We start from the raw sequence: 12,418 nt of genomic DNA, 5'->3' as shown, positions 1-12,418 counted from the left end.
AATTTGAGCAGCTTATTTGAAATCAAAAACTCTGGCATTGTTCTTTCTGTTCCTGTATTTCACAAAATGATTGATGTCATCGATTTGGAAATACAGATTTCTTTTATAGAGATAGCTCATCTCTTTGCCCGGCGGATCGCCGAAGGAATGGCCCGGGAAAACACGCACATGTGCCGGAATCAGCCGGATCAGCCGGTGGATGCTGTAATACATATCCTCTGCCGAGCCCCCCTCGCTGTCGCATAAGCCGCAGCCTTCGATAAATACCGTATCCCCGGAGAAAAGGTTGTCTTCACCCCAGTAGCAGACACTTCCCTGCGTATGCCCGGGAGTCACCAGACAAGTAATCTGGGTGTCACCGATACGTATCCGGTCCATGTCTTCAACGGTTCTGAGCCGGGTGCAGCGGTATCTGTAGTAGTCCGCCTCTGTTCTGGAAATATAGACCGATGGGTGATAGAGCATTTCCAGTTTTTTGACCATATTGGTGTGATCGAAATGAGAATGCGTCAGCAGTACAGCCTCCAGGGAAGCGCCCTGCTTCTCCAAAATCTGAATCATCTGCGATACATCCCAGGACGGATCAACAACAAAAGCTTTACGGGAGGTCTTGTCAATTCCGAGATAAGCGTAGTTAGAAAAAGTCATACACTGCGTTTTGATGGTAAACAGATCATACGTTGCTTCCATGTCCGCCTCCTCGAAAATCTGGTTTGTCATATTTCCACAATTTTCTTGATGAATCTACTAAATTATCATCTACGATTTCCTTCAATGTCAATGAATGTTTATGCTGTATAATGTTAAAATTAGTATCATATTTTTGAATTTTTACCTTTTATGCGCTGCGACAAGAACACAGTCGGCCATAAAGCGCCGTTCATCGTCGCCAGGGAAGACCTGAATGTCCTGATAACCGGCATTCGTGAATACTTTCTCCCAGGCATACGGGTCAATAATCGGAGATTTATCGCGCAGGCTCCGGTCCTCGAACATCCACCAGCCTTCCGCCAACCCCCAGACCATATCCACCCAGCGCAGGCGTTTGCAGGCCTCAATCAGCAGCATCAGACCATCCGGCACAAGCAGCTGCCGCAGATTAGCCAGCGTTCCGCCGATATCTTTAGTGGCATGAACCACATTCAGCCCGAGCACAACATCAAAGCTGTACAGTGCCAGGCCCTGCTCCGCCGGATTTTTGCTGATATCAAAAGTCTTAAAGCGCAGGGAAGTGAATTCGGGCTCATCCTTCGCCTTGTTAATAAAATACTCGCCGATATCGGTGAAATAGTAGTTCACATTCGGGAGTTCTGCCAGATCCAGCAGCTGCCGGGTCAAGAGTCCGGTTCCGCCGCCGACCTCAAGGATATTAAGCGGCCCGCCGCCTCCATCCCTGGAGATCAGCATGGAGAGAATATCATGCACCACCCGGGCATAGACCCGTTCCCTGCCATGCTCCACGGTATCCCGGTTGCTCCGCTCCAGGGCGTCAGAGCTGCCCTTAGGGAACAGCACGCTGACCGGAGGGACCCGTCCGCTAAGCGCATCCTTATAATTGCCGGTGCAATAATCCAGGAACTGGAGCATCCCCCGGAACTCAGGGAAATCCTGCAGACAGGCCTCATACAGCTCCTGCGGCTGGGGAATCTCCGCTTCGGCCTTGATGAATTTGACGCGGCTGTTCAGCAGCTTCACTACACCGTCTTCTGCCAGCATGTCGATCATGCAGTCCAGCAGCTTGGTATACCCGGGGAGGATCTTCAGCCGCTTCACCCACTCTGTCCGGTCATGAATCGTGCCGGGAGTGGTGTCGAGACCGCACTGCCTGATATAACGGTAGGCATAGCTCATGCACAGCTCATTCAGACGCTCTTCCAGTCCCTCGTAGCCTTCGATTCCCCGTATATTCAGCTCTGCTCTACGCAATTGCTCAGCATCCAGAATTTGCGCATAGCTGTCCCGCAGGCTGAAGGGTTCAGCCTCCGGCCGGAAGATGAACTCTTCCATCGCCCGGTGCAGCTGCTCATGATGCGTCATGAACAGGAAGTGGGCGGCATCTTCCATTTCAACGCAGCGGGCCCCCGGAATTGCAACTGCCATTTCCTTGGATTGCCGGGTATTGATGATGGTGTCGTTCTTGCCATAAACGATCAGTACAGGCACCTGAATGCGGCCGATCAGCTGGATGGTCGAGTAGCTTTTGTGATTGCCGGGCAGATAATATTCCATGTACTTCGTGAAAATCTGCTTGTTGATGCTCTTCCCGTATTCCATCAGCTCCAGGGAATCCAGTCCCCGCTCGACTGCTTCAAGATCCTTCTTCATCGCTGCGTCGGCATTCATTTGCGGATTCTCATTGACGATTTCATAGATGGAGCTGACCAGGATCAGGCTGGATACCCGCTCCGGATACTCCACGCTGAACGTTTGCCCGACGAGTCCCCCCCAGGAAATGCCGACAAAATCCACCGGCCCACTCACTCCCAGATTGTCCAGCACCTCCGCAATCACCTTGACCCTGTGCTCCAGCGAGTAATTGTCAATATCCTCACTGAGTCCGCAGCCCGGATTATGGATACTGATGACCCGGCAGCGGCTTGAGAAATAATCGAGCTGATGCAGAATCATCGGCGAAGCCATACCCACACCTCCGACAATGACCAGCGGCTTGCCCTGACCGGAGATTACTACCTCCATCTTCTGACCGGCCGAGGTATTCACCAGCAGCTGGATGTATTTGTGCGGGACGCTATCCAGCTCAGCAGTGGACAGCGGAGGATAACCCGTCCCGGGAGCGTTGATGGAGGAGTCGGCAAGCTTGCTCCAGAAGTCGAGGAAAAAGGTATCTGCACTGTTGACCAGCCACAGGAAATCCTGCCGGGCAGGGATCAATTGCCCAGTCTCAGCGGGGCTTTGAGAAGGCAGGTGGCCCGTTGGCTGTACAGCAGGCTCCCCGCTGAAGCTGACGTCTGCACCGGAGGTTTGGGTCAGTAGAAACCCGGTTAAGGTGTGGATTGTGCTGTATTCAAAGAAGACATCCAGGGGAAAGCTGAATCCCAGCTTCTCTGTCAGATAGCTGTGAAAGGCCGTGAAGCTGATGGAATCAAACCCAAAGCTTTTCCAGTCGGCATCCGGGTGGATTTTGCCCGCCGGTACCTTAAGCAGCGTGGCTACTCCCTCCACCAGGAGCTTGTTCAATTGCGAGCCCAAATCCTGCCGGTCCCCAGGAACCGCGTTAAGCGGATCCTCCTGAATCGGCGGCTGCGGCTGATGCTGTGGCTGGCCTGCAGGACGCTGACTGTTCTCCCTGATGATCTTCAATGCTTCCTCCGGAGACATTTGCTGGTTCTCCACCAGCTTTAACAACTGCATTCTCGAATAGGTGCTCATTCCAAGAGATCCCCCACTAACAGATTTAAGTTCTCGGCGCTTATTTCCCCTTTGTGTACCTTGTTCAGCCACAGCAGCAGCTGATCGTCATCCAGAACAACAGGCTCTTCTTCCGCATGTGCTCCTGCTTCCGGAGTATGAACCGGGCTTAGGACAGATTCTGGCGCGCTTATGCGGTCCGGTCCGGGCAGCCAGTATCTCTCCTCATCAAAGGCATACTCGGGAAGCGGCGTCTTGCGCAGCGGCTGCGGGTACCAGGCCGTCCAGTCGATGGCAACGCCCTGCACCCATAGCTGGGCAATCTTGTCCAGCTTCTCTCCCAGCAGCAGCTCATTCATGAACAAGCGGCTCTCCTCGCCGTCGAACAGCTTGCTGAGCGCCGAGCGCTGGCTGCTCTGTCCTTCATGTATGCCCGCCTGATCCTGCTTCCCGGACAGGTACATTCCCAGCTTCCCGTGAAGCGTGCTCAGGCTGTCGGCCACAATGGCCAGCCGTTCCGTCATCTCAGCGCGTCCGGTCTGCAGACTGTAAGCCAGCTGCTCCAGGGAGAGGCTGTCCGGCAGAGCAGTTCCTTCCAGGTGCACTACACTGCGTCCCGCCGCGTAGTAATTGCTGATCCCGCCGGGGTCGTGCTGCAACAGGAACATCACCAGACTGTTCAGCGAAGAGAAGCCGTACACGGCGTCCTTGAATTCGAGCGAGAATTTGTCCTTCAGCAATTCCAGCAATTGCACGTTCTTGACCGCGTCCAGTCCGTATTCCTCAAGCTCTGCCGCAGGATCAATGTCCTCACCGTCAAGAACCATCACCTGCCGGAACAAGGCGATGACATCGCGCCGCAGGCTTGTTTCCAGACTGTGGGCGTTGTCCTCCGCAGGAAGGGCCGCCTCTCCCGCAAGGCTGCGGGCGACAAAGGCCTGGAGTCTGCGGCTGTTCTCCTTTAGACTGCTTTGACTTTTGGCAGACAGGATAATGATGTGCCGGGAGCGACTGTTTGCAGGCAGCTCAACCGGCGGATTGCGGTATTCTTCCAGAATAATATGCGCATTGCTTCCGCCTACACCGAAAGCGCTGATGCCCGCCCGGCGCGGAATCTCGCTGCCCCGGCTGCCGGTGAGCGGCTTCCATGGGGCTGTATGCGCTGCAATGCTTAGACCGCTGCCTTCCAGCTTGATATAGGGATTCAGCTCCTTGAAGTGGATATTGCCCGGAATCTTCCCGTGCTTCATGGACAGCAGCACTTTGCTTACGCCCGCTATGCCAGCCGCCGATTCCAGATGGCCGATTGCTGTTTTGACCGAGCCGATTACGCATTGCGGCAGCTCTGATTCCAGCTTGCCCCACTCTTGATACAGAGCCTTGAATGCCTTTTTCAGTCCCTCTACTTCAATCGGATCGCCCAGGCTGGTGCCTGTTCCGTGCGTCTCAATATAAGTGACCGTGGAAGGATCTATGCCTGCCCTCTCATGTGCGCGGATAATGACTTCCGCCTGGGATTTGGCATTCGGGGAAGTAATGGAATTCGACTTCCCGCCATGATTGACCGCCGTCCCCCGGATTACGCCATGGATATAATCCTTATCCCTTAGCGCGGCAGACAACGGCTTCAGCAGCAGCGCCCCCGCTCCTTCGCCTCTCACATACCCGTCGGCGTCCTTGTCGAAGGTCTTGCATTTCCCGTCCTTGCTCAGCATCCCCAGGCTGCTGCCGGCAATGAACAGGTTCGGGCTGGCAATCAGATTGATTCCGCCTGCGACTGCATAGGGGCATCCTTCATGCCAGATCGACTCCACCGCGCGGTGGATGGCTACCAGCGAGCTGGAGCAAGCCGTATCAACCGGTTCACTGGGTCCGCTCCAGTTGAAGAAATAGGAGATCCGGTTCGTCAGCATCGTGCGTGTCAGTGTGGTGGCAATCTCATCCTTCAGCAGCAGCTCCTGATAATCCCCGTTCGATACCCCGATGAATACCGAGGTCCGGGTTCCCGACAGTTCCTCCGGCTTGTAGCCCGCATTCTCAAGCGTATGCCATACGGTCTGGAGCATATGTCTTTCCTGCGGGTCCATCTTCTCCGCTTCCACCGGCGAAATGCCGAAGAAGAGCGGATCAAAGGTGTCGATGCGCTTAAGGAAAGCACCGTATTTCACATCGGTTCTGCCCGTCTCCCGGCGCGGGTCGCCGTAGCGGTTCTGCCAGCTCCAGCGGTCTTCAGGAATGGTCGTGACCATGTCCTTCTGTGCTTCCAGATTGGACCAGAACTGCTCCAGATTGTCCGCTCCGGGCATCATCCCGCTCATGCCCACGATAGCGATAGGCTCTTTGGTGTCCGGCAGGGAACCGGCGTTCCGCCCTGAACGATCCGCCAGGTCCGGGAACAAGGAGGGATCCGGTTTGCGGTGCAGCAGCCTGAATGCAGACTCCGGCTGAAGGTAGGGGGGCCGTGCTTCCGCTTGCAGGGCTTGAACCGGGAGGCGTTCGCCGCCTCGTTCCGGCGGTGCAAAATGAAGGTCGATCACCATCCGGTATTCACCGTATATCGCTTCCGCAATAGCAGCCGGAGTAGACTGCTCGAAGAACAGCGTTGGTGTAATCTCCACTCCCAAGGCCCGGTTGATGGCATTCGACAGCTCAGTGAACGAGATCGAATCAAAGCCAAGCTCACTGAGATCGGAATCCCGGCTGACCTCGCTCCGGCTGCTCTTGAGAATATCCGCCATGATGCCGATGAGCGCTTCCTCCAGCTGATGGCTTTGTCCGTTATCCCCAGGCGCAGCGGCCGCAGCGGTGAAACTGCCTTCCGGCTGCCGGCTTTGCCAGCTGGCCTGGCGAAGTTGGCCGGTGAAGGTACGGATGAGCTTCTCCCTGTCTCCCGATACCGCCATCACCTGATCCTCCCGGAAGGACAGGCTGTCTTCCAGGGCCCGCAGTCCCTGTTCATCGGACAGCGGGTTCATCCCGAACTTTGACCACAGCAATTCCCTGGTAGCGCCGTCCACCTGCATGCCGCCATTTTCCCACAGGGACCAGTTCACTGCGGTATCGCTTCTGCCCCGCTTCTCATTCATCAGCGCCACATAATGATCCAAAAAGCTGTTGGCATAGGCATAATCGCACTGGCCGATATTTCCGACTAAGGCGGTTGAGGAGGAGAAGGGCACGAACAGCAGCTCCGGATTTTCCCGTGACAACGCCCGGTACAAATATACCGTTCCGTATACCTTGGGACTGAGCACATCGGCAAAATCCGCCATGTTCTTCTTAACCAGCAGCGAATCCTTGATTACACCGGCGCAATGAATGACTCCATCCAGCTGATTAAACAAATTCTTAACCTCAGCTACCGTAAGCTCCACCGCTTTCGCATCGGCCAAATCCATCGGAAGATAGACCGCGTCTGCACCCAGCGACTTCAGCCGCTCAAGCTTGGCCGGGTCACCTTCCGGGCTTCTGCCGCACAGCACCAGGCGCGCCTGGTAATTCTCTGCGAGATGCTCGGCAACCCTATAGCCCAGTCCGCCGAGTCCGCCGACGATCATATAGACGCCGCGGGCCTTCAGCCTGCGCGTACGCTCCCGGGGCGGCTGTGCAGGAATTAACTGTCGGGTATATCTGCAGCCCGCTTCATATTTCACCTCATGCTCAGGCTGGCTGGCTGATAACTCCTGTTCCAGCACATGATTCAACCTCCTGTGATCCTTAATATGGATCAGGCTGCCCTGCAATTTGGGACTCTCCAGCACGGCTGAGCGGAAGAAGCCGGACAATGCGCTATAAGCGGCCACTGTTTTCTCATCGCGGTATATGCAGAACAGTCGGACCGGGCTTTGAAACCCGAAGGAAGCCAACCATTTGGACAGATGAAACACGGGATAGACGTCCTGAGCCACACACTCTCTGACCGTCCGGGCGCCTGTGCCGCTAAGCAGATAAACAATCTGCAGCTTCGTATCCTCAGCAATGCCGCAGGCTTTCGCCAGTCTCGTATAACTCTCCGGATCGGCTGGATCAATCTGAAACTGATTAACGGCTAGTGCCTTGTACACTGAGCCAAAGCTTACCCGTACAGCTGGGTCCCCAAGTGAGTTTGTCAGACTCGCCTCCTTCTCCGCCAGAGCGCCGCCCATGAGCAGTAGTCTGGTTCCCGGAGCAGACGGCAGCGCAAGTGGATCTATGGGACTCTCCACCCAGCCAGGGGTCAAATAGACTAGCTCACTTCCGGCGAAATTCGGCTGCAGCAATGCTGCGGAGGCTCCCGCCAGCGGGTTCACCTGAAACGGACGGATGGCAAGCTCCCTCATTCTTGAAACCACTTGTCCTGCTTCTGCCAGAAAAGCGATATCGAATTTCAGTCCCTGACCCGGCGAACGCTGAACATAGGCGTAGGCAGGCTGTACTGAAGCATCCAGAATTTCGAGCTGTCCCAGCACGAACGGCACAAACAGCACCTGCCGGTCAATCAGCCCGGTCCGGTAGGCAAAAGCCACCGCAGACTGCAAGCCTCCGTCGGTCAGGGTCGGGTGCAGCTGATAATGATCCAATGTGGTCATAAGATTGTCCGGAACAGCCAGCCTGGAGACGGCTTCAAACGGATTGCAGTACAAAGCCTGAATCCCCGAGAACCGGCTGCCCAGCTCAGCGCCCAGGCTGCCCAGCAGCTCATAATAGGCACGCGCTTCCTGTTCGCCTCCGCTGCTTCTGCCGATTAAGGCGCTGATATCCAGGCTCTCCTGCCGGAAGTTCCCGGAAGAACCCAGCTCCAGCTTGCCCTGGGCATGGTCCACCCGCTGCCCGCCTTGCTCGGAGTAAATCCTGAAGTCAATCCCTTGGGGTCCGGGCTGCACAGCAGTTCTGACCAGTAACGCTTCCTTGTCCACAAGCACCGGAGTCGACCAGACCACATTGCGGATTCCGGTTACAACATGCTTAGGATCGGCCAAGGCTCCGGCTGCCCGGACCATCTCCAGATAGACAACGCCTGGCAGAACATGCCCATGATCAGCCAGATAGAACTCGTCGCCCTGAAAGGTCTTCCCGAACTCCTGTTCATACAGCGTCGACAGGTTGCGGTCGATCAGGGCGTGCAAGGCTGGCTCCGAGACCACCGTCTTGACGGAAGCGGGGTCTGCCTTCTTCAGCGGCATCCAATACCGGGTCTGTGCAAATGGATAGCCAGGCAAGGAAACTCTCGCCGGACGCTGATTCCCATATAGCTCGGTCCAGGAAATACGGGCTCCGGTTGACCAGGCCTTGGCGAGGGTAACGTGATCCGTAGCCGCCAAGGCATGGGCGATAACCGCTTGTGAATAGTCCTCAGCTCCTGTCTCTGAACGGGATTTCTTAACGCTGCCCGTGTACAGGCCGGATGCTTCATATCCGCCGCAATAGGCGGCAAGCCTGTCCCGCAGCTCCTCTGCAGTGGCTGCGACGATAGCCAGCCGTTCCTCCAGCTCTTCACGTCCCACCTGGAGCGTGTAGGCGATCCCTCGCATATCTACAGCCTCAGCTAGAGCGCCGCGGAAGAGTGCGGCGTATTCGCGCAGCCGGTCACGATTCTTGGCCGACAGGAGGAATACTACAGGTTCATCCGCAGTTTGAGCAGGAGCCGCAGACGGCACATACTCCTCGATGACGGCATGGGCGTTCGTGCCGCCGAAGCCGAAGGAGCTGACACCTGCGCAGCGTGGTAAGAACTGGCCGGACGCGTTCACCTTGGCCTCCCAGGTCTTCGTGCGTTCCAGCACGTAGAACGGGGAGCCTTCCAGTTGAATGTAAGGATTCAGCTCCTTGAAATTCAGGTTACCCGGCAGCTTGCCCCTGGAGAGGGAGAGCAGAACCTTAATCACTCCGGCAATACCGGAAGCCGGCTCCAGATGCCCGATGTTCGTCTTGAGCGCGCCCAGACCGATCTGCGGACCGGGGCACGGAGCCTGGCCCCGGCTCTGGTAAAGCTCGGAGAAGGCTTTTTTCAGCCCGTTGATTTCCACCGGGTCGCCCAGCTCCGTTCCTGTTCCATGCGTTTCGATATACGATACCGCAGCCGGATCTACGCCCGCTTCGGTGAAAGCCTGCACCACCAGCTCAGCCTGCGCATCCGGATTGGGAGCGGTAAGGGAATGCCCCCGGCCGCCGTGATTCTCGGCTGTGCCTTTAATAACGCCGTAAATGTGATCGCCATCCGCCACAGCCTGATCCAGCGGCTTCAGCACTACAACGCCGACGCCTTCTCCTTTGACATAACCGTTCGCACTGCGGTCAAAGGTTTTGCACTGTCCCTCCGGTGAGAATACCCCCATAACTCCCGCACCTACATAGGTATTGGGATCAAGCATCAGGCTCACCCCGCCGGCCAGCGCAAGGCTGCTCTCGCCGTGCTGAATGGATTTCACCGCCCGGTGCAAGGCTACGAGACTGCTGGAGCAGGCGGTATCAATTGATTCACTGGGCCCTTTGAAATTGAACAGGTAAGAGACGCGGTTGCTGAGCAAGGCCGTTGCGTTGCCGATGCTGGACTGGGCCTGAATCTTCTCCATATTCGCGGACAATAACTGCTGGTAATCGGTAAATTGTACGCCGGAGAATACACCCACCGGCTTCCCGGCAAGTGTAGACATTTTATAACCGCTGTCCTCCACCGCTTTCCAGACCGCCTGAATATATAATCTGTGCTGCGGGTCCATCAGCTCCGCTTCGCGGGGCGACAGCTGGAAGAACTTGGCGTCAAAGGTATCATGGCCGCCGATAAAGCCGCCCCAGCGGGAATTGGTGCGGTTCTCAGCCTGCGGGTCGGTGCTGTAATAGGCTTTCCAGTCCCAGCGGTCTGCAGGAATCTCCCGGATCTGACTCTCCTGGCGATCGAGGAAATTCCACAGCTCCTCCGCCGTGTCCGCACCCGGCAGCTTGAAGCTCACGCCAATCACCGCCACATCCCGCCGCGCCGAAGCTTCCGGCACGGCCTTGGTGCGGCTGGTCTTGCTGCGGCCGGAGAATTTCTGTGCCAGCGGCAGCAGCGCAGGCGGCTGTGCTTCCCCTGCACCTGCTTCTATGGAGCGGGGCAGACCGGCAGGATCCTCCTGCGGAACAGATTGCGGTGCCGGAGCGGTCTGTGGCTTCAGCTGAATTGCCTCCTGTGCGGGCAGCGGTGCAATACGTATCTGCTGCTCAAGTGAACCAGTCACAAGAGTCGCCGCTGCATAATGAGCCTGAACCTCCCGGCTGAATTCCTCCATCAGGAACGGGGTCAGCTCGCTCAGTGTGGTTTTGGCGAAAAAGACAGCCGGAGACAGTTCAATTTCATACAGCTCGCTTAACCCGTCAGCAAATTCCTTCAGTGAAATCGAATCAAAGCCGAAATCGCCCATGTTCTCCTCCGGATTCAGCTTGCCGGGCTGTGTCTGCAAAATTTGCGCCGCCAGGTGCAGCACATCGCGCATTACCTGTTCTTCCATGGACTCGGTTGTATTCCCCGTATGCTCCTCCAACTTAGCTATTCCTCCTCTGGCCTGCTCGGCCTCCTTCGGCTTCAGCCTCAGCTGCGTTTCCAGCCTTGTTCGTTCCCCGTACACTACTGCAGCTTGCTGCTCCTGGCCTGCCAGGATGGCTTCAAAAGCACTGATGCCCAGCGCCTCTGTTAAATACCCCATTCCGGAAGTCTGCAGATAGAGCTGTTCCCCCTGATTGTCCAGGTGCATTCCGCCCGCTTCCCATAGCGGCCAATTCAGGCAGAGGCTTCTGCCCTGCCGTTCGCCCTTCTCGGTCTTTTGCTGCCTGCGGCGGCAAAACCGGTCCAAAAACCGGTTCGCCACGGCATAATCACACTGTCCGAAATCACCAAGCAGGGATGAAGTTGAGGAGAAGGCGGCAAAGAAATCCAGCGGCTCCTGCTGCGTGGCTTCATCCAGAGCAGCAATACCCGCGATTTTCGGCTGGAGAATCTCTGTGAAGGCGGCCGTGCTTTTCTGAAAAATAAGCTGATGGCTCGCTTGTCCCGCCGCATGAATCACACCGTTAAGGACTCCGTAATGCTGCTTGGCCAGACGGACTGCCGAATGCACTTCAGCGAACTTCGCAATATCGCAGGTCAGATACAGCGCGTCTCCACCGGAGGCACGCAAGGCCGCCAGTTTATCCTCCAATGAGGCTGTAAGCGGACTTCTTCCCAGCAGAACCAGCTTCGCCCGGTAATTCTCCGCGAGATGAGTGCTCAGAATCATGCCCAGCGCACCGGCTCCGCCGGAAATCATATACACGCCGCCTTGCTTCAGAAGAGCAGGCCCGTCTGTCCCCAGGTTAAGCTCGCTGAACCGCTGCTCCAATCGGCAGCCACCCGTATATCTCACTTCATGTGCAAAAGCAAAGCGGGTCAGCAGGCTTTCCTCCCGGATGAGTTCCGCCAGATTCGTTTCTCCACCTTGCAGCCCGATATGGGTGAAGCGAAGACGCGGATATACCCGCTGCAGCGAGCTGCCGTAGGCTCCCAAAGCTTCGATTGCAGGCTGCTCTCCGCCGCCGCTCCGGGATACGGACAACCAGCGGATATTCAGCCGCAGCTTCAGGGCATGAAAGGCCTGGACCCAATGAAAAATAGTGAAAATAGCACCGGTGTCCGGCGGTGTCAGTAAATCATCCGGCGGCGCGGTATTCTTCCAGAGCATCGCCATATAGGCGATTTGCAGGTTGTCCATGGCAGCTTCAGCCAGCACAGCGGTATAACCCTGCTCCACCGCAGGATTGATCGTGTACGTATGACCGTCCTGTTTGTGAAAGGAGTTTCCCGCCAGCACGGTAATTACAGTGAAATCCCGGCTGAGTTCCTTCGCTGCCGCCTGGCCCTCCATGTCCTCTGCCTCCATAAACAGCAGCATTGCCTTAGCCTCTTCCTTAGAGGGGATCGCCCGGGCTTGCGGAACGGGGGCGGATTCCGCCCACAGCTCCTGGAAATAGATTAATTCCTTACGGTCTTCCGGTTTGTCCATGCTCATTGTGCTGACCACCAACCTATGTTTGATATGCTATATTCTGGCGCTTGCCC

Annotated in this window: 3 protein-coding genes; all 3 read right to left on the bottom strand. The window is 56.5% G+C overall.

The window, feature by feature from the left end:
* Positions 1-12 precede the first annotated feature (12 nt).
* Positions 13-690: an MBL fold metallo-hydrolase gene (locus tag MKX70_RS21440; protein ID WP_039291928.1), complete on the bottom strand. Its 678-nt coding sequence runs from the start codon at positions 688-690 to the stop codon at positions 13-15.
* A 141-nt stretch (positions 691-831) separates the two neighbouring features.
* Entirely contained in the window at positions 832-3,390 is a 2,559-nt protein-coding gene (locus MKX70_RS21435; RefSeq protein WP_042236669.1) for an alpha/beta fold hydrolase, read from the bottom strand.
* The gene (locus tag MKX70_RS21430; protein ID WP_340840683.1) at positions 3,387-12,368 is read right to left on the bottom strand and encodes an SDR family NAD(P)-dependent oxidoreductase; all 8,982 of its coding nucleotides are present in this window, start codon (positions 12,366-12,368) and stop codon (positions 3,387-3,389) included. Before MKX70_RS21430 ends, MKX70_RS21435 begins: the two co-directional genes overlap by 4 nt.
* Positions 12,369-12,418: the final 50 nt, after the last annotated feature.

The organism is Paenibacillus sp. FSL R7-0312, assembly GCF_038004445.1.
Classification (GTDB): domain Bacteria; phylum Bacillota; class Bacilli; order Paenibacillales; family Paenibacillaceae; genus Paenibacillus_AQ.
Note: the sequence above shows the minus strand (reverse complement) of the source record. Positions and strands in the feature narration are given on the sequence as shown.

Coding starts and splice junctions, on each gene's coding strand:
- MKX70_RS21440 (WP_039291928.1), bottom strand. CDS start 690: ATGGAAGCAACGTATGATCTGTTTACCATCAAAACGCAGTGTATGACT.
- MKX70_RS21435 (WP_042236669.1), bottom strand. CDS start 3,390: ATGAGCACCTATTCGAGAATGCAGTTGTTAAAGCTGGTGGAGAACCAG.
- MKX70_RS21430 (WP_340840683.1), bottom strand. CDS start 12,368: ATGAGCATGGACAAACCGGAAGACCGTAAGGAATTAATCTATTTCCAG.